Origin of the sequence: Streptomyces sp. NPDC087845, assembly GCF_044742755.1 — a bacterium.
Lineage (GTDB): Bacteria > Actinomycetota > Actinomycetes > Streptomycetales > Streptomycetaceae > Streptomyces.
Genome location: NZ_JBIUVC010000022.1, coordinates 31458 through 52626, shown reverse-complemented (window position 1 = coordinate 52626; position 21169 = coordinate 31458). Strand labels below are relative to the sequence as shown.

Annotated in this window: 21 protein-coding genes and 1 pseudogene; 9 read left to right on the top strand and 13 right to left on the bottom strand. The window is 69.5% G+C overall.

Annotation, left to right across the window (positions count from 1 at the left end; all coding sequences use genetic code 11):
• Positions 1-814: 814 nt before the first annotated feature.
• Entirely contained in the window at positions 815-1264 is a 450-nt protein-coding gene (locus ACIOMQ_RS36150; RefSeq protein WP_401988855.1) for a hypothetical protein, read from the top strand.
• Between the two features lie 72 nt (positions 1265-1336).
• On the opposite strand, the gene ACIOMQ_RS36145 is transcribed toward ACIOMQ_RS36150, so the two are convergent.
• The 3 genes from ACIOMQ_RS36145 to ACIOMQ_RS36135 all read right to left on the bottom strand — a co-directional run bounded on the left by ACIOMQ_RS36145 (position 1337) and on the right by ACIOMQ_RS36135 (position 3137).
• A complete protein-coding gene (locus tag ACIOMQ_RS36145) occupies positions 1337-1543 on the bottom strand; it encodes a hypothetical protein (protein ID WP_401270551.1) in 207 nt (68 codons plus the stop codon).
• Positions 1544-1567: 24 nt separating this feature from the next.
• On the bottom strand, positions 1568-2770 hold the full coding sequence (locus ACIOMQ_RS36140; protein ID WP_401759224.1) for a protein kinase: 1203 nt from the start codon (positions 2768-2770) through the stop codon (positions 1568-1570).
• 142 nt (positions 2771-2912) lie between these two features.
• Entirely contained in the window at positions 2913-3137 is a 225-nt protein-coding gene (locus ACIOMQ_RS36135; protein WP_402191979.1) for a hypothetical protein, read from the bottom strand.
• A 231-nt stretch (positions 3138-3368) separates the two neighbouring features.
• Here ACIOMQ_RS36135 and ACIOMQ_RS36130 point away from each other — a divergent pair.
• Positions 3369-3698, top strand: a pseudogene (locus ACIOMQ_RS36130) (SUMF1/EgtB/PvdO family nonheme iron enzyme); the annotation flags it as partial.
• A 146-nt stretch (positions 3699-3844) separates the two neighbouring features.
• Here ACIOMQ_RS36130 and ACIOMQ_RS36125 read toward each other — a convergent pair.
• A complete protein-coding gene (locus ACIOMQ_RS36125; protein ID WP_402191977.1) occupies positions 3845-4456 on the bottom strand; it encodes a DUF3592 domain-containing protein in 612 nt (203 codons plus the stop codon).
• 405 nt (positions 4457-4861) lie between these two features.
• On the bottom strand, positions 4862-5398 hold the full coding sequence (locus tag ACIOMQ_RS36120; protein ID WP_401270563.1) for an ATP-binding protein: 537 nt from the start codon (positions 5396-5398) through the stop codon (positions 4862-4864).
• A gap of 184 nt (positions 5399-5582) precedes the next feature.
• Here ACIOMQ_RS36120 and ACIOMQ_RS36115 point away from each other — a divergent pair, with 184 nt between their 5' ends.
• A complete protein-coding gene (locus ACIOMQ_RS36115) occupies positions 5583-5813 on the top strand; it encodes a DUF397 domain-containing protein (protein WP_362208718.1) in 231 nt (76 codons plus the stop codon).
• Between the two features lie 90 nt (positions 5814-5903).
• Positions 5904-6836: a helix-turn-helix transcriptional regulator gene (locus tag ACIOMQ_RS36110; protein ID WP_362208608.1), complete on the top strand. Its 933-nt coding sequence runs from the start codon at positions 5904-5906 to the stop codon at positions 6834-6836.
• 18 nt (positions 6837-6854) lie between these two features.
• Here the strand turns inward: ACIOMQ_RS36110 and ACIOMQ_RS36105 are convergent, their stop codons facing one another.
• From ACIOMQ_RS36105 to ACIOMQ_RS36095, 3 genes are all read right to left on the bottom strand, one after another.
• Complete coding sequence (locus ACIOMQ_RS36105) at positions 6855-7676, bottom strand: SAM-dependent methyltransferase (RefSeq protein ID WP_362208611.1); 822 nt, start codon at positions 7674-7676, stop codon at positions 6855-6857.
• A 150-nt stretch (positions 7677-7826) separates the two neighbouring features.
• A complete protein-coding gene (locus tag ACIOMQ_RS36100) occupies positions 7827-8339 on the bottom strand; it encodes a hypothetical protein (RefSeq protein ID WP_362208614.1) in 513 nt (170 codons plus the stop codon).
• A gap of 16 nt (positions 8340-8355) precedes the next feature.
• Entirely contained in the window at positions 8356-9378 is a 1023-nt protein-coding gene (locus tag ACIOMQ_RS36095) for a helix-turn-helix domain-containing protein (protein WP_401270568.1), read from the bottom strand.
• A gap of 910 nt (positions 9379-10288) precedes the next feature.
• Here ACIOMQ_RS36095 and ACIOMQ_RS36090 point away from each other — a divergent pair.
• Positions 10289-10441, top strand: a complete 153-nt coding sequence (locus ACIOMQ_RS36090) for a hypothetical protein (protein ID WP_402191974.1) — start codon at positions 10289-10291, stop codon at positions 10439-10441.
• Positions 10442-10603: 162 nt separating this feature from the next.
• Here ACIOMQ_RS36090 and ACIOMQ_RS36085 read toward each other — a convergent pair whose 3' ends face one another.
• The 4 genes from ACIOMQ_RS36085 to ACIOMQ_RS36070 all read right to left on the bottom strand — a co-directional run bounded on the left by ACIOMQ_RS36085 (position 10604) and on the right by ACIOMQ_RS36070 (position 14440).
• Positions 10604-11545: an FAD-dependent oxidoreductase gene (locus tag ACIOMQ_RS36085; RefSeq protein WP_401270570.1), complete on the bottom strand. Its 942-nt coding sequence runs from the start codon at positions 11543-11545 to the stop codon at positions 10604-10606.
• A gap of 181 nt (positions 11546-11726) precedes the next feature.
• A complete protein-coding gene (locus ACIOMQ_RS36080) occupies positions 11727-13286 on the bottom strand; it encodes a hypothetical protein (protein WP_402191972.1) in 1560 nt (519 codons plus the stop codon).
• Positions 13287-13360: 74 nt separating this feature from the next.
• Positions 13361-13594, bottom strand: coding sequence for a hypothetical protein (locus tag ACIOMQ_RS36075; protein ID WP_362208623.1), 234 nt, complete (start codon positions 13592-13594; stop codon positions 13361-13363).
• 219 nt (positions 13595-13813) lie between these two features.
• Positions 13814-14440 carry a TetR/AcrR family transcriptional regulator gene (locus ACIOMQ_RS36070; protein ID WP_362208626.1) on the bottom strand — a complete coding sequence of 209 codons (627 nt, stop codon included), beginning with the start codon at positions 14438-14440 and terminating at the stop codon, positions 13814-13816.
• Between the two features lie 243 nt (positions 14441-14683).
• On the opposite strand from ACIOMQ_RS36070, the gene ACIOMQ_RS36065 reads away from it, so the two are divergent.
• Genes ACIOMQ_RS36065 through ACIOMQ_RS36050 form a run of 4 tightly spaced genes read left to right on the top strand, consistent with a single transcriptional unit; the run spans position 14684 to position 19551 of the window.
• Positions 14684-15262 carry a (2Fe-2S)-binding protein gene (locus tag ACIOMQ_RS36065; RefSeq protein WP_401270580.1) on the top strand — a complete coding sequence of 193 codons (579 nt, stop codon included), beginning with the start codon at positions 14684-14686 and terminating at the stop codon, positions 15260-15262.
• Positions 15259-16251, top strand: a complete 993-nt coding sequence (locus tag ACIOMQ_RS36060; RefSeq protein WP_401270583.1) for an FAD binding domain-containing protein — start codon at positions 15259-15261, stop codon at positions 16249-16251. The genes ACIOMQ_RS36065 and ACIOMQ_RS36060 overlap by 4 nt, the downstream gene beginning before the upstream one ends.
• Entirely contained in the window at positions 16248-18410 is a 2163-nt protein-coding gene (locus ACIOMQ_RS36055) for a xanthine dehydrogenase family protein molybdopterin-binding subunit (protein WP_401943860.1), read from the top strand. Before ACIOMQ_RS36060 ends, ACIOMQ_RS36055 begins: the two co-directional genes overlap by 4 nt.
• Positions 18403-19551: an XdhC family protein gene (locus ACIOMQ_RS36050; RefSeq protein ID WP_402191969.1), complete on the top strand. Its 1149-nt coding sequence runs from the start codon at positions 18403-18405 to the stop codon at positions 19549-19551. Before ACIOMQ_RS36055 ends, ACIOMQ_RS36050 begins: the two co-directional genes overlap by 8 nt.
• Positions 19552-19755: 204 nt before the next feature.
• Here the strand turns inward: ACIOMQ_RS36050 and ACIOMQ_RS36045 are convergent, their stop codons facing one another.
• On the bottom strand, positions 19756-20175 hold the full coding sequence (locus ACIOMQ_RS36045; RefSeq protein ID WP_402191967.1) for a hypothetical protein: 420 nt from the start codon (positions 20173-20175) through the stop codon (positions 19756-19758).
• Positions 20176-21169 lie beyond the last annotated feature (994 nt).

Here is a 21169-nt window from a genome sequence, read left to right as displayed (position 1 = left end):
TGAGCCGGTGAACGCCTCCGCACCGGGTCTGCGACGACCACGGCCGTTGTCCGCTTCATCTGAGGGACAACCTGCCTGGAATCTGGGAGCCGGGAGCGTCTGCACTGCTCGGCGGCGGTAGGAAGCCCGAGGACCGGCCGATGCGGGACACGGCGCCACGCGACCCCTCGGAAGGGCGAGGGCGTCGTACCTGCGCAGGTGCACCAGCCCGACCAGGGCACGCTGATGCGACGGAAGGCGGCAGCGGTGGTCACCCTCGCGGGCGCGACAAGCATCGCGACCTACTCGACCAGCGCCTGAAACAGGTCGAATGCGGCAGGGCAGGGAACCAACGAGGCTCCTGTGTCGTCGGGTTGAGGCTTCGAACACCTCTCTCAACGGCACGGGGGCTCGTGCGCTGCCGCATAGGGCTGTTCAAATGCTCCCTGGCCGCAGTTGGATACCGCCCCGGGCCACGGGGGGGGAAGGTGGCTGAACGATGGTGGTTCGGGCCATGGTTCAGCCCCATCGCGTTTCTGAACATGTGGACGGTGGCGCCGGAGGTACAGGAGTATCTCCTCAGCGAGATCGGCCGGGCGTATCTCCCGTTCCACACGCCTTCGTCAGCGACGACTCGACGCTCGGCCGGGAGACCGTCGACGACATCGACGCGGTGCACGAGAAGCACACCATGCGCGAGCAGCGGCAGCGCGGCGGTCCTCCCGTATCGACAACGTCCGTACGACGCACAACCGCCAGCCCTGCCAGGGCGAACGGGAGGTCGTCGTAGAGCTGGGCAAGCCATTCGCCCTCGGGCCCTGCTCAGGGGGGCAAGATGAAACGAAAGGATGCAATCGTGCACCGATCCGCAGTCGCGACAGCACTCGCCGCAGTCGTCGGAGCGATGAGCCTGATCACGGCTCCGACAGCAACCGCCGCACCCACCGGCCCCGCGCGCCCTTCGTGCCTCACGAACAGCCAGGAGGAGGAATGGGGCCGCGGCGAAATCAAGATCTGCGTCGAGAACGGGAATGCACGAGTGACCGGCTACGTGGAGGACCTGCTGCCGGGCAGCGGCTGGGGCGAGCCGGACGGCCAATGCGTGGCCTGGTACATCTACTGGGAAACCCCCTCTGGCGCGTGGGAGGACTACTCCCCCGGGGTGTGCGGCCATTGGGCCAAGTCGCCGTACCTGAAGCTCGATTACGATCCGACAGAGCTTCCTGAGAAGCCGCCGGAGATCACCGGCGCGACGAAGGCGGTCCTGGTCCCCGTCCAGTTCTGACACTCCGCTGAGCGTACCCGTGTGCCCCCGGTGCGAAGGCCGGGAACGTTCGCGCACCCCGTACGGCACTCGTCAGCCTGACCGGGACCCGCTCCCCGGACGGTCCGGCACGGCGGCGGCGTCGGCGCCCTGGTACGGGAGCAACTGCTCGGGCAGCACAGCCTGCTGGTGCGCGGCGACGTCATACGCCCGGCCTCGCAGAATGGTGATCAGCAGAAACGCGTCGCCGCCGACGGCACCGGCCCGGTGCGCGCCGACGGGTTGCGCCGGTCGGATCACGACCCGACCGGGTGTCCGGCAAGGTCAGAAGTTGAGGTATCGCTCAAGTCTCAAGGGCTCCTGACGGCCTTCCACATGGACGTCTGCCGTCATCGTGAACTCTCCCCATGCCGACATCCTCAGCTCGAACTCTGTCGCCCGGTCCGTGACCACACGATCCGGCTCGGGGAAGGTCGGATGAAGGTGGTAAACGACTTTGGTGACGCGATCGAGATCGCCGTCGTCATCCCCTTCGAGGAAGACGCGGATTCGGTGGTACCTGTAGTTTCCTCTGTCCAGCGACCTGTCTCGACGCGCAACGTGGGCCACGTGGATCCTGGGAGCAGCCTTGGCACTCATGGAACTCGGCGGAACCATGATGGCCTGCGGAGTCAGCCTGCTCGCATCCCTCGGTTCGAGGGCCGACCGCAGCTGTTGGAGACGGTTGTAGACCTGCCGCGCCGACCGGGGGCGCTGCCCGGGATCGCGTCGCAGAAGCTCGGCGACGAGCGCGGTCACTTCGGGCAGCAGGTCAGGGCGGAGCACGTCCAGGCGTGGGGCTTCTTCTTCATCTTTGCGCCGAATGACTGCGAGCCAGTTGTGACCGGTGAAGGGAGGTCGACCGGCGAGCAGGGCGAACAGCACCCCGCCGAGTGCATACAGGTCGGAGCGCTCGTCCCCGCGCTCGGCGAGGAACTGTTCCGGCGCGCCGTACTCCACGGTGCCGGCAGGTTCCAGCTGCGAGGAGCGCGCCACGGAGAACGCGGTCTGGACGAACCCCGCGATCCCGAAGTCGACGACCTTGACCCGCCCGTCCGAGGTGATCATGACGTTGTGGGGCTTGATGTCGTAGTGAATGACCTGGGCCCGGTGCGCGGCGATCAGCGCCGCGCAGATCTCGCTGGTTATCTCCAGGGCGCGGGCCAGGGTCATGGAGCTCTTGGCGTGGAGGTGATCGGCGAGCGTCGCACCCCCGACCTTCTCCATGACCAGGAACAGCATGTCTTCGTGGACGCCCCGGTCGTAAAGGGCAGCCACGTTCGGGTGGTTGATCTGCGCGGCGGCTACCGCCTCGCGTTCAAACCGCTGAGGCAGGTCTGGGTGGACAGACCCGCCCAGGTCGAGCAGCTTGAGCGCGACGTCACGGCGGAGACTGCGGTCCCGTGCAGCCCACACCTCGCCCATCCCGCCCCGCCCGAGCCTCTTGACCAACTCGTACCGGCCCGCGATCAGCTCCCCCGGTTTCACTGCCCACCCCCGCTGGTTCTTGGAAATGCCAAGGGTACGGCGGAGGCAGCGCCGGCATCGGCAAATCCGCCTGATGCGCTCGGTGCAGCATCGGCGTTCTCATCAGAGGTTCTCGCACAACTTTCCCATCGGGCCAGCCCGTTCAGCTCTCCTTCGGGCGCCGTACGACTCGCTGGGGGCGGAGCTTCGCCGCCGTGAGCCGGGTGATGTCGCGGTCGTTCGACAGCTTGTCGGGGGTTCGGGTGAAGTTCCTTGCTGCGTAGACCAGTTCGCGGTCCGGCCAAGCCGTCAGTTCGGGTTCGATGGTGTCGATCAGCTTGCCCGACTGTGCCTGCGGCTCGGAGGCACAGAGTTCGACGGAGATCACCGGCTTCCGCGAAACCGCGCAGTGCGCGGCCGGCCTGACTGCTCATGAGTTGGTCCAGCAATTCGTCATAGCTGGTGTCGGCAACCCAGGAGACCCTTGCACTCATCTACTGGGGAAGACTTCGACCAGGGCGAGGACGTAGCTGCCTTCCACGGCCTCGGCCAATGTTGCCGTACTGGCCACCCCCCTCACCCCTCACCTCGAACTCACAATCGATTCATCTGCTGGGAGATGCCCCATGTCTCCGCCCGTCGAACGATGCTGCGCTCCCCCGCACGACCCCGCTTCCGCCCCCGCTTGCGCCCTCGCACCCGCCGCGCCCCGCCCCGCCCCGCCGTGAACGCCGCGCTCGGCTCCCTCGACGGCATGGTGCGGCTGCCGGGAGGCACCTTTCTCATGGGCAGCAACGACGCAGAAGGGTTCCCCTCGGACGCCGAAGGCCCAGTACGCGAGGTCCGCATCGGCCCGTTCCACCTCGACGCCCACCCGGTCACCAACGACCGGTTCGCCGCCTTCGTCGCAGACACTGGCTACCGGACCGACGCCGAACGGATCGGCTGGTCGCACGTCTTCGCCGGGTTCCTGCCGGCCCGGCTGCGCCGCACGTCCCCGCGACCCGAGCGGACCCCCTGGTGGTGCGGGGTTACGGAGGCGAGAAAGGCGCTCGGGGAGTGGCGTTGGGATGCGGACGCCCCCCGTCGGGAGCGTCATTCCACGGCTGACCGTCTCCGCACCGCCCGCCGAATGTTGCGTTGGCCATCCCAGCCGAGCCTGAGTACCAGCAGCGGCATGAGGATCACGAGCGCGAGCCCGAGAATGGTCAGCATGCCGTACCCAACCCTGTTGCCCATCACGGAGTGGGTGCTCGCCGTCTCAGGATGCCCCGGCTCGTAGTGGACGCGGATCTTGTCGCCGATGTCCGCGTCACCGCCTTCCCAGAACTGGTAGGACCTCCCGGCGGGCAAGGTGAAACGCACTTCGATCCTCTTGGTGCTGCTCCCCTGTGGCCCGCTCACCTTGTCCTTCGCCAGAACGACCCCGTCGACCGACCGTCCTCGCGCGGCGATCGCGGAGGCCTCGCTCAGCCCGTCGAGTCCCATACGGACGAACCCGTACCCCAGAACGACAAGACACACCGCCAAAGCCGTCACGGCCACCCCGCACGCGACCTTGCCTGCAACGCGAGCCCACTTCCCCGACCGGCGCAGCCACCCACCGGTGCTCACCGGCGCCCACCCGCCCAATGGGTCACGGCCCCTCCTACCCGACCTCGCGCCAGACGGCCTCTCCGCGCGCCTCTGAAGAGTTCTTCCCCTCATACAAACCTCTACCGGCAGAACCTTTTACTCACCGTGCGACCGGCAGTCTCGCACCCACTGCCCTCGCCTGGGAATCAGCGAACGCCGGACGCCGACCCAGACAACCGGGAGCTGTCCATCGCGCGCAAGACCACCGGCGGCTGGCCAACACGGCGTGGGATCCAGGCCGACCCCACGATCGGGACCGAGCGCCGCCCGGCGCCCAGGACCGTACAAGGACACCGTTCAAGCCGCGAACGCCACCCTGAGACACAAGCCGCAGAACTTCACCCGGGGACGACTGATCGCTGCCGTACGGGAGAAGACGTTCTGGAAGCCCCTCCGCGCAAGAGCGCGGCCGGCGTTGGTCCCACAGGTCTTCGCCGGGCTGCGTGACCGGCAAGAGGCAGAGGCCGTTGGAAATGGTCAAATGCGTGACCCTGGGTGTTGTGTGTCCGGCGGATGCAGGGGGACGCGGGCCCATACGGCTTTTCCGGTGTGGCCGGACGGTTTCCATCCCCAGTCCTCGCTCAGGGCTCTGACGATGGGGAGACCACGGTGGCGTTCGGACAGGGGTGCGGGCAGAGTGAGGTGCGGTCGGCGTGGGCTCGGGTCGTAGACGATGCACAGCAGTGTCTGAGGACGTCGGGTGAGTGCGAGCCAGACGGCCGGAGCGCTCCCGTCGGGCAGTGGTGTGCGGCGGCGCCCGTGGCGTACCGCGTTGGCGACGAGCTCGGAAGCGATCTGGACGGTGTCCTCGCGTACGAGGTCCAAGCTCCAGCGGTGCAGCACCTCTGCGGTGAACTGCCGGGCTTCCTTCAGGCAGGAGGTGGTGTTCTGGATGCGGTGTGCTGCGAAGGGAGGCGCGCCGAGACTGAGATGTGGGGCGAGGTCGGCTGGTCCGGGTGGCTGATGGCTGCGCGGAGCCTGCTCGCCGCGGTGCTGGCTGTGCGTTTCAGGCATACCCGTCTCCCGGTCGTGGGCGCGTGCGGTGCGCTCACCGCATTTTGTCCCGCTACCCAGGGCGTTAATGCTCGTTCCTGCAAGTACAGCTGAAATTTCAGCACGCATCCTGTCGTACAACTGTTCTGCTTTCGCGATGGCGCGAATGCGGGGTGCGTGATCGTCAGGAATCGGAGTGGTCGCGATGATGCAGGTCAATGGTGTCAGTGCCGGCAGGATCGAGGGCGTGGTGTGGCGGAAGAGTGCTCGGAGCAATGCGGCGGGGAACTGCGTCGAGGTCGCCCGTCTGGAGGATGGAGGAATGGCGGTGCGAAACTCGCGGTTCCCGTCGGGTCCCGCGCTGGTTTACACACCTGCCGAGGCTGAGGCGTTCCTCCTGGGCGTGAAGGAGGGTGATTTCGACTTTGTCTTGTAGACGCACAGTCAGGCTCTCCCCACTGGCTGTCCCCGGCTGAATGCGCTGACATACTGTCGCCTCAGACATCGGCCCAGGGGAGGTTTCGGCATGGCTGGCCAGCACACGGGGATTCCATCCATACGGGGGTTCCAGCCACGTCCGTATCTCGGGGCGGCAGCGCATCGCAGGGCTCTGGGTGAGCACCTGCGGCGCTGCCGCAACAGCCGCGGCATCACCGGCAAGGCCGCAGCACGGCATATCGGTACGTCGGGGTCGACGGTGAGCCGGCTGGAGAGCGGGGATCGGACGGAGAACGCCGGGCATCATGCCGCCGCTCTGCTGCGGGTGTGCGGTGTGGCCGACGAGGGTGAGGTCTCCCACGCACTGTCGGTCGCGGCCGAGGGTGAGCGCCCGGACGTCTGGGAGGCGTACGGCTCCTGTATCGCACGGTGGGTGCAGCCGCTGCTCGCGTTGGAGCCTGCGGCTCAGCGGATCATGTCCTACGAGCCGCAGCTGGTCCCGGGCTGGCTGCAGACGGAGGAATACGCCCAGCTTGTGATCCGGGCCGGGTTCCCCGACTCGGATCAGCGTGAGATCGAGGCGAGGGCGCGGGCCCGGGCGAGTCGGCTGTCCATGTTCGAGCGGTCGCAGGAACCGCCGGTCCTGGTCGCAGTCATGGACGAGGACGTGCTGCGCCGCCCCGTCGGAAGTCCCGGAGTGATGTACCGGCAGATCGAGCACTTGATCGGCATTCTCCAGGGGGATCTGCGGCACCGGATCAAGTTGCATATCGCGCCGCTGGCCATCGGGACGGTGGGAGCGGTGGGGCATCCGATCGTCCATCTGAGGTTCGCGGACGCGCTCCTTACGGACTTCGTTTACTTGGAGCAGAGTGAGAACGCGCGGTGCGTTGAGGGCGAGGGCGAGGCGGAGCGCTACCGCTCCCGCATCAACGGCCTGTCCGCGATGGCCAATCCTGCTGCGCAGACCCTGACTCTGCTGGAGGACCGGCGAGATGAACTCGCCCGAAACCGCCCTTGACCGGCGACCGGCGACCGGTCAGGACACCAGGCCGACTCCGCCGAACTCTTCCCACTCGAAGCTGAGCTGCGGCGGGGCGGCCGCGGTCCGGTCGGGCCGCCACTGAGACACTTCGACAAGGCCGGGGTCCAGGACGGTGAGGTCGTTCTTCTCGAAGTAGGACCTGACATCGGCTCGTGTGCGGACCCGGCCCCAGTGCCCGTGGGTCTCCCGGTCCATGAAGTCGGAGACGCCGTCGCGAACTTCCGGGCGCTCGCTGACGAGCTGGCAGATGACCATCACGCTGCCGCTGGGGAGCCGGGCTTTGACGTTTCTGATCAGGTCCAGGGGTCGGCCCTCGTCCGGAATGCAGTGCAGCACGGACACGAACAGTGCCGCGACGGGTTCACCGAAGTCGATCAGACGGTTCACCTGGGGGCTGTCGAAGATCACGTCCGTGTTTCGCATGTCTGCCTGAAGGACCGCGGTGCGGTCGTTGGTCTCCAGCAGTGCGCCGCCCACGCTTCGCACGATCGGATCGGTGTCCACGTACACGACGCGGGAACGGTCGTCGACTCGTTGGGCGATCTGATGCACATTGTCCTGGGTGGGCAGCCCGGACCCGTGATCGATGAACTGCCTGATCCCGTAGTCCTTGGCCAGCACACCGACCACTCGCTTGAGAAATGCGCGGTTGTTGAGGGCAAGCGCCTTCATGCTCGGCACCTGCTGTAAGAGGTGGGCGCAGGCGGTGCGGTCGGCTGCGAAGTTGTCTTTGCCGTCCAGCAGATGGTCGTACATCCGCGCGACGCTCGGTGTCCGGACATCCACTCCGTACGGAAGTCCGCTCTCGGCCCGCATGTGTCCCCCGGCAGTCACAGCGAGGCCGCGGTCGGCCCGCTCGGAAGCCGAAAGCCTAGTGGGATTTCAGCGCGGGCACGAGACCACGAACGGCTGAGAGGGAGGCGTGCGGAGCGTCTGCGGGGCTCGGGGAGGTGGAATCGGCGCGCGTCAAGGCGGCTGTCCCGTTTCGCACCGTCCTGGTGGACTGCAGGGACACCGGCCGAGTCCTGGCTCGTTCGCTCCGCGTAGTGCGGCGAGGAATTCGCTGTGCGAAAGTCCCATGAGTTCTGCCGCCGTTGCGGTATCCATCCGCAACTGGACGCACAGCATGAGTGCGTCGCTCACGCAGCGGTGGCGGCAACAGCAGGGCGGCAGCAGCGGCGCGTCCTTTCCCGCGTGGTCCACGTGTTCGCAGAGCAGTCGCCAGGCCACGGCAGCCGGATGCGAGCAGCCCAAAGCGCTGGACCAGTTGACCGCGAGCGCGGTCAGGGTGTCCTCGACTGCCTCTTCGGCCGACTGGCGGGATCCCAGACGGGCCGTCGCGTAGGCGAGGTAGCTCTCCTTGTAGAGGGCGCGGAACGCGTGAAACGCCATCACCGCAGCCCGGCCGCCGATGGCCCGGCGGGCAGGGCGCGGGCAGTTGTCGGCCTGGGAACGTATGGAGCGGTGTGTCGTCGTCATCTCGTTGGTCCCACCATCAGTTTGCTGCCGGGTCGGCGGCGAGATCGGTGACGGATGGGTCGTCCGTCATCAGGAAGCTGTAGTGGACGGCTTCCCACAAGGGTTTCAGGTCGGCGGCCTGGCCGCCGAGCGCGATGACGAGGGCTCCCAGCGTCTCCCACTCCGGTACCAGTTCTCCTCGAAGTACCTGGGTGACGACGCGGGCGGGCACCTTGCCGTTGCTGCGTCGCTGGATCTGCTGGGGAGTCGGTCTGGCCGCGGCCAGGTGGAGCCCCCGCAGTGCGGCCTTCAAGGAGGCGATGTGCTCGGTCGCTGTCTGCCGCGGACGTTGGGTGATGCCGTGGGCCACTTCGCACAGCAGGCGCAGGTCCCGCGGTTCCTGCCCCATGACGCTGCACATGTGACATACCAGGTCCCATGAAGGAAGCCGCTCGCCCGACAGGATCCGGGAGATGAAGGAGGGGGAGAGCATGGTGTGGTCCGCCAGTGCGCGGATGCTGATGCCTCTCTCCCGCTGGAGCTGAGAGAGTGCTGCGGCGAGCCGGCGTCCCGCCGTCCCGGGTGTCGCACCGGGCTCGCGCGCCGGCCCGTAGCCCTCCCCCTGAAGGGAAGCAACCACTCGTGGTCCCGGTATCGGCACCGCTCTCTGCGCGGCCGCCCGGTGGTCCAGCAGGCGTCGGACGCGGTCGGAGTTCCACTTGCCTCGTGCTGTCTCGGCCGTCACGTTCATGGCCTTCGCTACGTCCTCCCATTTCGCACCCCGGGCACGGTTCTCCCGAACCACAGCGGCCAGGAAGCACACAATCTCGTTCTCCACCGTGCGGGCGCGCTGAACCAGTTCTGCAAGGTCCTCCCCCGCGTACGCGGCCTCCGTGAGGGAGCCCGCGAGCCGGTGCACCTCAGCCGCGATCTCCTGACCCAGCGATCGCCGGTCCTCGCCGATGCGCGGCCTCTCGCGCTCCCGGCGTCGCTGCGCCTGCCTTCGGCACCCGTTGTCGCAGTACGAGCGGCGCCGCCCGGGCCCGCTGACCTCAGGCAACTCCTTCCCGCAGAAACCGCACGTGCGCCTGTCCGGCTGGGCATGCATCCCTTCCCCATCCACCATCGCTGCCCAGGCTTTCTCCGCGGTGGAGCACCGGGGAGACAGCCATCCGATATCTGGTCTCAATTTCTCCGCTTCCGGCAGGGGCACATTCCGGCACGCAGCACGGGGCTCGTCGCGACCCGCGGCACCTCGTGACGAGAGGACTCCTGAGCCGGAGTCAGTCCGTTCGTGCCCGCAGGCAGGAGAGCTGTGCCCGCAGGCAGGAGATCCGGGAGCCCCGGCACACCCAAGCGACCACTCCCGAGGCCTCCGGGCCCCACGGTCCCGCCAAGACGCCGTCCCCTGTGCTCACGCAGAGGCCGAGCAGCGCGAACACTCCCCCGGGTTGAACGTGACAATGCAGGCACGGAGCCGTGCGAAATCCCCACCCCCGTTGTTACCGTCATCGACGCCCCGAGACGCCACGGCGCTCCGGATCGCATATCGGAAGGCATGTGCTTCCCCTTCGGGATCTCATGTCTGGACGGAATACTGAAGGGGGCTCGGTTCGCAGGGTCCTCGATCCCGGCCCAGGCCTCCTCTCGATCGCGACACTAACGCGACTCTGTATGCCCTCGCCACGCACTCCCACCGTAATCCGATATATATGCCCGGAACCGAGACGCGAAAAGAAAATCACATCGACAGCATCGACACTCAATCGACCCTGCGGGTCACATTGCGATGTCAGTTGATTTATTTTGATCGACTGTTTTTCTTGTTGATCGGCGCGTTCTGACTGTTGCGACAGGTAGCGCTGAAACTCTCTCTGGAATTTCGGAGTGTCCTCTACGCGCCCCCTGCGAGGGCGGTGTCGAGCGCGTGCCGAGCTGCGGCTCTGGCAGTCGGAGGACCGCGTCACTGGGTGATCGCCCACCGCAGCGTCAGCCGCCCCGACGAGATGTCCTCCCGCATCTCTGCCCCGTTCGCGCTGACGGCGCCGGACAACGTGCAGGCACTCGACGGCACGGTCTTCATTCCGGCCGGGATCCCAGGTCCCAGGACTCCCCGCATATGAGCCGCGAACATATGGCAGACGGGCCCGACACCATCCGCCGTCTGCGACGAGGGTGGCCGCAGCGGTCCGCTCACGCCGACGATGGAACTGGGCGGGCGCACGGACCAATGGTGGACCCGGTGGCCGCCGCGCCGGTACCGGCCGTGAACCCGCCCGGGGTCCTCACATCCGGAGTTCCTGTGCGGCGTAGTAGACGCGGAGGGCAGCTTCGCTGCCTGAACCGAGGGCGGTCATGATGCGCTGGTAGCGGGCCGATCGCAGGTCTCCGGCAACCATGACGCGGGGGTGCTGATCGGCAGGGGGGCAGTACCCGGCTTCATCGCGGACGAGGTCGCCGGGCGGGGAGACGGGGGCGCTTCCGATGCTGAGAAAGGCAGCATCGGACGTGTGTGTCTGCTGGTTGCCGGACCGGTCCACGATTTCGGCCGTGACCGCGCCTTCCGACGTGCGCAGGGTCAGGTGCCTGGTGGGAAGGAGCATGACGCGGGGGTCGTCACGGATCTCCTCGACTTTGTAGTCGTCGTTCTCCGGGTGGGCGACGAGGAGGCGGGTGTCGGCGGTCGGGTGGGCGCGGAGGAAGGTGCCGATCGGGCGGTCACCGCCGAGGACGAGGAGGGTGCGGCCCTGGATGTCGTCCGCGTCTGCTTGCCAGAGCGGGGGCAGTACGCGGTTGGTGGGGTCGGTGATCCAGGAGACGTCCGCAGGCTGGAGGGGTCCGACGCCGGTGGCGACGATGGCGTACGGGGCGGTGAGGCGGGCGCCGGTATCCAGGGTGACGGCAACGTGGTCGTCGTGGGCGCGGAGCCGGGTGGCGTGGCGGCCGAGTTCGAGGCGGCACGGTTCGGTGCTTTTCAGCTCGGTGGTGATGGAGTCGGCGAGTTCGGGGCCGCTGGTGTGGCCGCCGAGGACGTTGTCGAGTGCCGGGATGCGGTAGAGGTTGCGGCACAGGATGTCCGGCTCGATCAGGACGGAGCGCATGCCGACGCCGGCGGCCATGCGCGCGGCGGCGCAGCCGGCGGGGCCGCCGCCGACAACGATCAAGTCGGTATCGGTATCGCTGTCGGGAATGAGGGGCGTACCGGGGTGGGACGGTGTATCGGCCATGGGGCTATTCCAGCACCGCGGCTCATTCCTCCGCGCGCGCCCCGCCTCACCCACCAGCCGGTCCGCCGCTGAGGCGGACACGGCCGAGTCAGGTCCCCCGGGCCCAGCCGTTCCAGACGGGGTACCGACGCATCGCTTCCCGCCCAGGGGCCACAAGAGCGACGGCGTTGCGACGTGGAAGTCAGGAGGAGCAACCGGGCTTGGCGGAGGGAAAGTTGCAGGTCTGCCCGAAGATGTCGTTCACGATCTTCTGCGCCAGATCGGAGTGGTCGTCCGGCACTTCGACTATCTGCTCGATGTACGCGCTCTCGTCGCGCCGCCAGACCTCGCCGTACAGGGGCCGGTACGGGCGGTCGATGTAGACGTTGAACCGGGTGCCCTCGGCGGGGGCCCTGTCGCGTGGTACGTCGGCCACGGTCCGGGCGTCGGCGGTTTTCACAGCGGCGTCGAATCCCGCGCGGTGCAGTGCCAGGCGACTCGGGGCCCGGTGCCAGTCGGTCCTGGCCGTCGACCAGGACCGCAGCATGGCGGAACCGCACAGCACGGCAAGGGCGCCCCACACCGTCGCCCCGTCCCACTTCGGCCACCAGAACGAGGATCTGCCCAGTCCCAGCCACGCCACCAACACCACGCTGAGGGCGTAGGCGGGGGCGAGCCCACACACTCTGACCCAGGTGGGGACTTCGTCGTCCAGGTGCCACCACGCCAGGTCCTGTTGGTGGTGCGCCTGCATGCGCGCCGCCAGGAAGCCCGCCCACGCACGCGCCTGGTCCGGAGTCCATCCACCGCTCGCAGCGAGGTCGTCGTGCGACCGGCTGTAGACCGCGTCGAGGAAGGCGTCGTACAGATGCCTCTCGATGTCCGCCCGGCTGCTGAACCGCCCGTACTCCAGCAACACCGCCGGATCGGCGCCCTCACGGCCGTAGGCGACCTTGGCCAGCGTCACCATGAGCGGCACGCGGAGCGTCTTGCGCAGGCGCACGGTTTCGGAGGCCCGGTCGTCCGTGTCGCCGAGACGGTCGAGTATCCCGGACCATTGTGTTCCCGTCCGGCCGCCCGGATTCGGGAACGCGGCCACGGCGCCGGTGGTCAGGGGGCACAGGACGATCTCGTCCCTGATGAAGACGCCGTGGCCGGGCACGTGCGCGCCGTACTCGGGCTCACGGCTGGTGAGCACGGAGCGGTGCCCGCCCCGCAGGCTCTGCGTGAGCTCGTGCATCGCCGTCTTCCGGATGCCGGAGGGGAGTTCGAGGAGTTCGTGCGCGAGGCGCAGCGCCAGAACCGACTTGCCCGCACCGGCGCTCCCCAGGACGACCAGACGCTGCCCGGCCGTTCTCACGAAGTACCGTGAGGGGGAGCCCAGTCGGAGGTCGGACGGCCGGTCCGGGACACGCCAGGCGAGCTCGATGGGTTCCGGGTCCCGAATCTGCTTCCAGCGCTCGTCCTGCCCGTACACGAAGGAAAGTTCCTCGGTCAGTTCCTCGGCCGCCTGCCTCAGGGACTGTTCCGACAGCCATGCCGCCCCGCGCCTGTTGAGGATCCGCCGACGCACCCGCACCCATGTCTCGAAGGCGAGTGTTGCGGCGATCAGCAGCCAGCCCGCCCGCGCGGCGCCGAGTGTGTGTCCCACCGGCTGCGGCAGCGCGGGACGTGCCACCAGAAGCACCACGGCGAAGGCGATGAGGGCGTACGGGGCGCTCAGGCGGACCGCGAGCACCACACGCCCTATGTGGCCCGCCATCACGACGTTTCTGTGGGTCCTGCCCGACAGCCGGTTGGTGACCGGTCCTGTCTTCTGCCGGAGCATCGTGGCCCTCAGTCCGGGTCGGTGGTGCCGCGGAGGTTCTGCCTGCTGGTGCCGGGGCTGTCCTGCGTACTGTGCCCCGCGCCGGCAACCCGGTCGCGCACCTCACCGGTTCCCGGCCGCCCGGCCGGGAGCACGCCGTCGGCGCGTGCCGGGCCCTGCCCGGCTCGCCGCGGAGCCGCAGCGAGCGCCCCACGTCGCACGGCCGTCGGCTGAAGCGGCGACTGCGGTGCGATCGGCTGCATGGGCGACTCCCTCCCCGAACAAGAACATGGCCATGCCACATCCGGAGAGGCAAGGAGCCCGGACGGCACACGGTGCCCATCCGCCGGTTCGCATCGACTCCCCCTCGTGACGTCCGCCCTCTCGTGACGTCCGCCCTCTCGTGACGTCCCCGTCGAGGCGGATCCCGGCAGCCCGGCCGGACCTCGGAGCGCCGGAAGCCGGCACTCGGGCCCGCCTCGTCACCCGGGCCGTCCCTCCTCCGCGTCGGAGCCGCCCGCCGCGGCCTCGCGCGCTCCCGGCGCCCCCGCCCGCAGCCCGTCCATCACCAGGTCCAGCAGGCGCGTCGCCCGGGGCCGCCAGTCGCCGTGCGGGTCGATCTGCCAGAGCCCGGCGATGGCGAGCACGAAGTCGTCGGGGGTCAGGCCCGGACGGATGGTGCCGGCTTCCTCGTTCGCGTTCAGCAGCAGCGTGACCGCCCCGGTCACCGGGCCGTGCCCCAACTGGGCGAGGCTGCCGTACCTGCTGGTGGTCTTGCGCAGCGCGTCGGCCAGACCGGCCTTGGCCATGGCGTACTGGGCCAGCCGGTCCATCCATTCCCTCAGCGCGTGATCGGGCGCCCGGGTGCGGAGCAGTTCGACCGCGGTATCGGCGACCTGCTGCATCTCGTAGCGGTAGACCTCCAGCACGAGGGCCTCGCGGTGGGGGAAGTTCCGGTAGAAGGTCCCCTGCCCGACCCCGGCCTGCTTCGCGATCGCGCTCAGCGGGACGTCCGCCTTCCGCGTCAGCTCGACGAGCGCGACCTCCAGGATGCGTTCGCGATTCCTCTGCGCGTCCGGACGCAAAGCTGCGCCCTTCTCCTCCCGCACCTGTCCTCCTCCCCCGCGGTCGCGGTCCGGCCCTGCCTTGCTGAGCGAAGGGCCGTCCGCTAGGTTCGACGACTACCGGACAGTTGTCCGCTTGCGTTCACCATAGCGGCCCGTCCGGCCCGTGCGGTCGGCCGACGCCTCTCGTCACCGGCTTCATCGACCTGCATCACCCTCTCCCTCCCGGACCGTTCCGGAGGGATCGTCTCGTTCGACGCGCATCCGCAAGGCGAAAGAAGGCTGAGCATGGCTCCATCGACGTCCGGCGCCCTCACGACGTCCAGCACCATCACACTGCACATCAATGGCGAAAAGTACACGCTGCCCGTCGACCACCGCACCACCCTGCTCGATGCCCTGCGCGAGCGTCTCGGTCTGACCGGCACCAAGAAGGGCTGCGACCAGGGCCAGTGCGGCGCCTGTACGGTGCTGCTCGACGGGCGACGGGTCGTTGCCTGCCTCCAGTTGGCGGTTGCGGCCGAGGGGTGCGCGATCACCACGATCGAAGGTGTGGCCGAGGGTGACCGGCTGCATCCGGTTCAGCAGGCGTTTCTCGACCTGGACGGCTACCAGTGCGGCTACTGCACCCCGGGCCAGATCTGCTCGGCGCTCGCGGTGATCGAGGAGCACGCGGCCGGCTGGCCAAGTGCCGTGACCGACGACGTCCGGCCCGAAGCGGGGACACCCGCCCTCACCACCGAGGAGATCCGCGAGCGGATGAGCGGCAACCTGTGTCGCTGCGGCGCCTATGTGTCGATTGTGCAGGCGGTCGCGCGGGCGGCGCGGGAGACCCGGGCCGAGGCCGTCGAGGAGGCGTCGGCGTGAAGGAGTTCGCCTATGAACGCGCCTTCGACGTGGCGGGAGCGGTTGCCCTGCTCGGTGCCGCGCCCGACGCCCGGCTGCTCGGCGGCGGCACCAACCTCGTCGACCTGATGAAGGCGGGCGTGGAACGCCCGACGCTGCTCATCGACATACGTCGGCTCCCCCTCGACGCCGTCGAGGTGACGGACGACGGCGGGCTCCGTGTCGGAGCGGCCGTCACCAACAGCGATCTCGCGGCGCACCCGGAAGTACGGCGCCGCTACCCGGCGTTGGCGCAGGCTGTCCTGGCCGGCGCCTCGGGACAGTTGCGCAACATGGCGACGGTGGGCGGAAATCTGCTCCAGCGGACCCGTTGCGGATACTTCACCGATGTCAGCATGCCGTGCAACAAGCGTGTTCCCGGCAGCGGTTGCCCCGCCCGCACCGGCGAGCACCACAACCACGCGATTCTCGGCGCCTCCGCGCACTGTGTCGCCTCCCACCCCTCGGACATGGCGGTCGCGCTGGCCGCGCTCGACGCCGTCGTCTCCTACGAAACGGCCGACGGACCGGGCGAGTTGCCGATCGACGGGCTCTTCCTTCCGGTGGGCGACACCCCGCACGTCGAGACCGCCCTGCCACCGGGAGCGCTGGTCACCGCCATCACGCTGCCACCGGCCCCGCTCGCCGCCCTCTCGCGCTACCGGAAGGTGCGCGAGCGCGCTTCCTACGCCTTCGCGATCGGCTCGGTCGCCGCCGCGCTCGACGTCCGGGACGGGGTCGTACGCGATGCGCGTCTCGCGTTCGGGGCGGTCGCGTCGCGGCCGTGGCGGGCCCGTGCGGCCGAGCGGGCCCTGGTCGGCGGCCCGGCGCGGGCGGAGGCGTTCTCCGCCGCGGCGGACGCCGAACTGGCCGCCGCCCAGCCGCTTCCCGGGAACGCGTACAAGGTGACGTTGATGCGCAACCTGGTCGTGGCCGTGCTGTCCGAACTCGCCGAGGAGACCGCCCGATGACCACGACGACCCGGACCCCCGCGTCGACCGGGGCCGTCGGCTCCGCGCACACCCGCCTGGAGGGCCGCGACAAGGTCACCGGTGCGGCCCGCTACGCCGGAGAGATCCCCTTCGCCGACCTCGCGCACGGCTGGCTGGTGCTGTCGACGGTGGCCCGCGGCCGGATCCGCTCCGTCGAGGACGCCCCCGTCCTGGCCATGCCGGGTGTACTGACCGTGGTGCACCACGGGAACGCGCCGCGTGTCGACACCGATTACGTGGGCATGCTGGGGCGGCCGAACCCGGTGATCGGCCTCTTCCAGCACGACCGCGTGCCCTTCTCGGGCTGGCCGGTGGCGTTGGTCGTGGCCGAGACGCCCGAGCAGGCGAGGGAAGCCGCCGAGGCGCTGGCGGTCCGGTACGACGAGGAGCCGCACGACGTCGGGTTCTCCGCCGGACGCACCGATGCGTACACGCCGGAGAGCAATCCGATGGTCCAGGCCGAGACGACAAAGGGCGACGTGGCGGCCCTGCTCAAGGAGTCCGCCGTCGTCGTGGACGAGGAGTACACCACTCCGGAGGAGCACCACCATCCGATGGAGCCGCATGCCGCGACGGCTCGCTGGGACGGCGGCCGGCTCGATGTCGTCGACGCCAACCAGGGCAGCACATGGGTGGCGGGCGAACTCGCGTCGCTCTTCTCCCTCGATCCGGCGTCCGTACGCGTGCGGTCCGAACACGTCGGCGGCGCCTTCGGATCGAAGGGTGTCGGCCCGCACCAGGTGGCCGCCGTGATGGCCACAACCGTGCTGGACCGCCCGGTCCGCGTCGTACTGACCCGCCGCCAGATGTTCTCCCTCGTCGGTTTCCGCAGCCCGACCGCGCAGCGGATCAGGCTCGGCGCCGACGCCGACGGCCGGCTGCACGCGTTCGACCACCAGGCGCAGAGTCTGACGTCGACGGTGCACGAGTTCATCGAGTCGAGCGCCGTGCTGGGGCGGGTGATGTACGACGCCGACGCGCATCACACCGTTCACCGGCTCGTCCGGCTCGACGTGCCGACCCCGTCCTGGATGCGTGCGCCGGGCGAGGCACCGGGATCGTTCGCACTCGAATCCGCCCTGGACGAACTGGCCGAGAAGTGCGGCGTGGACCCGATCACGTTGCGCGTACGCAACGAGCCCGACGCGGGTCCGGTGTCCGGCCTGCCGTTCAGCAGTCGCAATCTGCTCGCCTGCTTCGAGGAGGGGGCCCGCAGGTTCGGCTGGACGGACCGGGACCCGCGTCCCGGAGTGCGCCGCGAGGGGCGCTGGCTGCTCGGGACCGGCACGGCGGCGGCCACCTACCCCTCGGGGGTCGGCCCGTCCACGGCGGCCGTGACCGCGGAGACGGACGGAACCTTCACGGTGCGGATCAACGCGGCGGACATCGGCACCGGGGCACGGACCGCGATGGCTCTGGTCGCCGCGGACACGCTGAAGGTGGCTCCGGACCGCGTCCGTGTCCGCATCGCGGACAGCGACCTCGGGCCGGCGATGATCGCCGGCGGCTCCATGGGGACGCGCTCCTGGGCCTGGGCAGTGACGCTCGCGGCGGACGAACTGGTGAAGCGGCTGGCCCTCGGAGGCGCCATTCCGCCCGGGGGAATCACCACCCGCTCGAACACCGCCGAAGCCGTCGGCGCGCTGGAGAAGAAGGAACGCCATTCCTTCGGGGCGCAGTTCGCCGAGGTCGCGGTGGACGTCACCACCGGTGAGGTGCGGGTGCGGCGGCTGCTCGGCATCTTCGCCGCGGGCACCATCGTCAACCCGCTCACCGCCCGCAGCCAGTTCATCGGTGGCATGACCTGGGGACTGTCCATGGCCCTCCACGAGGAGGCGATCAGGGACGGGGCCACCGGCGGGCATGTGGGCGCCGACCTCGCCGGCTACCACTTCGCGGCGCACGCCGACGTGCCGCACATCGAGGCGGACTGGGTGGATGATCCCGTCCCGGGCGACCCGGTCGGGATGAAGGGCATCGGTGAGATCGGTGTCGTGGGCGTCGCCGCCGCGATCGCCAACGCGGTGTGGCACGCGACCGGTGAACGCCACCGGGACCTGCCGATCCGCCCGGACCGTGTCCTGGGCGCCGCGGACGCAGCCCGCCGTCGCGCAGAGCGGGGTGAGCCGCGTGCTTGACATCGCCGAGGAGTTGAATCCTTGGGTCGAGGAGGGCCGGGACTTCGCCGTCGCCACCGTCGTGGCCGTCGACGGCAGCGCGCCGCGGGGGCCCGGCGCGGCGCTGGCCGTCGATGCCCACGGCACCGTGATCGGCTCCGTCTCCGGCGGGTGCGTGGAAGGAGCGGTGTACGAGCTGTGCGTCCAGGCGCTCCAGGACGGCCGGACGGTACGCGAACGGTTCGGGTACAGCGACGACGACGCCTTCGCGGTGGGACTCACCTGCGGCGGCGTCATCGACGTCCTCGTCACGCCGGTGGGTGCGCAGGCGCCGGCCCTGCGGGTCGGGGTGTCGGCCGCCGCACGCAAGGAGGCGGTGGCCCTGGCCCGGGTGGCCCGAGGACCGGGCGACCTGCTCGGCAGGGCACTGCTCGTCCGTCCCGACGGATCCTGCGAGGGCGGCCTCGGCGGACATCCGGACCTGGACCGGACAGCGGCGGCGGAGGCACGTGCGATGCTGGACACGGGCCGCACCGGCACGGTCGAGATCGCGGAGGACGGGTCGCGCTGCCGGGACGGTGTGACGCTGTTCGTGGAGTCGAGGGTGCCACCGCCCCGGATGATCGTCTTCGGTGCCGTGGACTTCGCGACGGCGCTCGTACGGGCAGGCAGGTTCCTCGGCTACCACGTGACCGTGTGCGACGCCCGGCCCGTCTTCGCCACCCGCGCCCGCTTCCCCGACGCCGACGAGCTCGTGGTCGACTGGCCGCACCGCTACCTCCGGCGCACCGAAACCGATGAACGGACCGTTCTGTGCGTACTCACCCATGACACCAGGTTCGACGTCCCGGTGCTGACGACGGCCCTGCGGCTGCCGGTCGCGTTCGTCGGTGCTATGGGATCGCGTCGCACTCACGAGGACCGCAGCCGTCGCCTGCGCGAAGCCGGTATCACCGAAGGGGAGTTGGCCCGCCTGCGCTCCCCGATCGGCCTCGATCTCGGCGCCCGCACCCCTGAGGAGACCGCCCTGTCCATCACGGCGGAGATCGTCGCGCTGCGACGGGGCGGGACGGGTTTGCCACTGACGGACTCCAGGGTGCCCATCCACCATGACGCGGCCGGGAGCGAGGAGGGCAAGACCCACTCCCGGACGGCCGCGTGACCTGCCCCGCCGAGTGACCGACTCGGCTGTGTCCAGCCGCGCCATGAGACCGGTTTCACCTCAGGACCGGCTTCGCGGCGGGATCACACGGGTTGTTGTGCGGCGGTTCCGGACGTGTCGTGCGTGCGTGCCCGTGCCGGGCGCCCGGGGCTCCGCCGTCCGATGCACGGACGGCGGGGCCCCGGCGTCGCGGCGGCTCCGGACTCAGTAGGCGATCTGCCCCGTCCCGTTGTCGGCACCGGTGAACTGGATGTAGAAACCCGAGCCGTCGAGGACGTCGGAGGCGGCGACCGTCCACCGCCCCTTCTTGGCCAACCGGTAGGCGTTGCAGGTGTTCTTGGGCGCGAAACAGACCCTGACCTTGCGGTCGTAGCTGGTCTTGACGTTGATGTCGGCACAGTTGGCAGTGGTGTGGGCGTAGCCGGTGTACGGCCAGTGCGCCATGTCCTGGCCGGGGTAGGCCTTGGCCGTGTAGTTCTGCGCGCTGCCGTAGCAGGACTGGATCGCCGTAACGGCCTCCGGCTCGGCGGCGGTCGCCGAGACCGTTGTCGCGGCGGCCGTCACGCCCCCGAGCATGACGGCGGCCAGGGCGAGTGAAGCGACGCGTGAGCGTGCGGCTTTCATCTGTGTCCTCCTTGGTGAGGTCGCGGGGTCCTTGTCACGGAGCCCGGGTGTGGGGTGGCCCTCATCAGGACCACGGGCGTTGGACCCTGTTCACGTCGACGGTTCGCTTGTCCGGATGACCGCTTTCGCTTCACCGCGGCGCACCACAAATATGCGAGGCGATCCTGGCGGGTCGCGATGGTTTCGTCCCTGCCCGAACAGTGCGGACGGCGTCCCGGCCCGGCGGGAGCGGCCCCGGAGCGGAGTCGACGGGGCGGCGACATGAGTTGCTGCGTGTACGTCTCACGGTCGAAGACGAGCTTGGCGTGTCCTTCGCCGCGCACCCCGCACCGTTGATCGGCCTTGCGTTCGCCGTCGCGATGGCGCGGCGACGCCCTGTCCTTGCTGCGACGAGCCGCTGGCAGCCGCCGGTGAGACGGGATCTTCTGCGCGGGGCCGGGCCGTTCCTGCCCTTGGTACGCCGTCGGCCCGGACGTCGATGTCCCTCGCCCCGCTCGGCGAGGGCCTGGCTCCGCTCGGCGAGGGCCTGGCTCCGCGCTCCGCTTCGCGCCCCGCTCCGCGGCGGAGGCAGCGCGCGGCTACGCCCGGGGCCGAGGAGCAACTGTCGTATTCGGTGGGACCGCGGCTTCCGGCGTACGCCCCGACGCCCTGTCCCATGGGCCGGCTAGGGCCACTGACGTATGCGCACGCTACTCCCGGGAGACGATGACGCGGTGTCAGGTGCGGTGAAAGGCTGGCCCTCATGACGAGCACGCCCGGGGCAGAGGGCGGCTGAGGACACGCTCCGCGTTCCCTGATCCATCTTCTACGGCCCCGCCGGTCCGATCCGCCCCACTGGTGGGCCGGGCCCGGCACGCCGGTACCCGGACGTGCGGCCCAGCCGCCGGATTCTCGGGGACGTCGGTCCGGTGGGGCCCCGGTCGGGTCGGACCGCCGCGCTCTTCTCGCCACCATCCCATGTACCGCTACACCTCAGGCACCCACTCAAGGAGAC

Excerpts from the sequence above, each read along its gene's own strand:
- ACIOMQ_RS36045 (WP_402191967.1), bottom strand. The coding sequence starts at position 20,175 with ATGAAAGCCGCACGCTCACGCGTCGCTTCACTCGCCCTGGCCGCCGTC.
- ACIOMQ_RS36110 (WP_362208608.1), top strand. The coding sequence starts at position 5,904 with ATGGCTGGCCAGCACACGGGGATTCCATCCATACGGGGGTTCCAGCCA.
- ACIOMQ_RS36120 (WP_401270563.1), bottom strand. The coding sequence starts at position 5,398 with ATGCCTGAAACGCACAGCCAGCACCGCGGCGAGCAGGCTCCGCGCAGC.
- ACIOMQ_RS36125 (WP_402191977.1), bottom strand. The coding sequence starts at position 4,456 with ATGAGGGGAAGAACTCTTCAGAGGCGCGCGGAGAGGCCGTCTGGCGCG.
- ACIOMQ_RS36100 (WP_362208614.1), bottom strand. The coding sequence starts at position 8,339 with ATGACGACGACACACCGCTCCATACGTTCCCAGGCCGACAACTGCCCG.
- ACIOMQ_RS36075 (WP_362208623.1), bottom strand. The coding sequence starts at position 13,594 with ATGCAGCCGATCGCACCGCAGTCGCCGCTTCAGCCGACGGCCGTGCGA.
- ACIOMQ_RS36150 (WP_401988855.1), top strand. The coding sequence starts at position 815 with ATGAAACGAAAGGATGCAATCGTGCACCGATCCGCAGTCGCGACAGCA.
- ACIOMQ_RS36055 (WP_401943860.1), top strand. The coding sequence starts at position 16,248 with ATGACCACGACGACCCGGACCCCCGCGTCGACCGGGGCCGTCGGCTCC.
- ACIOMQ_RS36105 (WP_362208611.1), bottom strand. The coding sequence starts at position 7,676 with ATGCGGGCCGAGAGCGGACTTCCGTACGGAGTGGATGTCCGGACACCG.
- ACIOMQ_RS36085 (WP_401270570.1), bottom strand. The coding sequence starts at position 11,545 with ATGGCCGATACACCGTCCCACCCCGGTACGCCCCTCATTCCCGACAGC.
- ACIOMQ_RS36115 (WP_362208718.1), top strand. The coding sequence starts at position 5,583 with ATGATGCAGGTCAATGGTGTCAGTGCCGGCAGGATCGAGGGCGTGGTG.
- ACIOMQ_RS36065 (WP_401270580.1), top strand. The coding sequence starts at position 14,684 with ATGGCTCCATCGACGTCCGGCGCCCTCACGACGTCCAGCACCATCACA.
- ACIOMQ_RS36080 (WP_402191972.1), bottom strand. The coding sequence starts at position 13,286 with ATGGCGGGCCACATAGGGCGTGTGGTGCTCGCGGTCCGCCTGAGCGCC.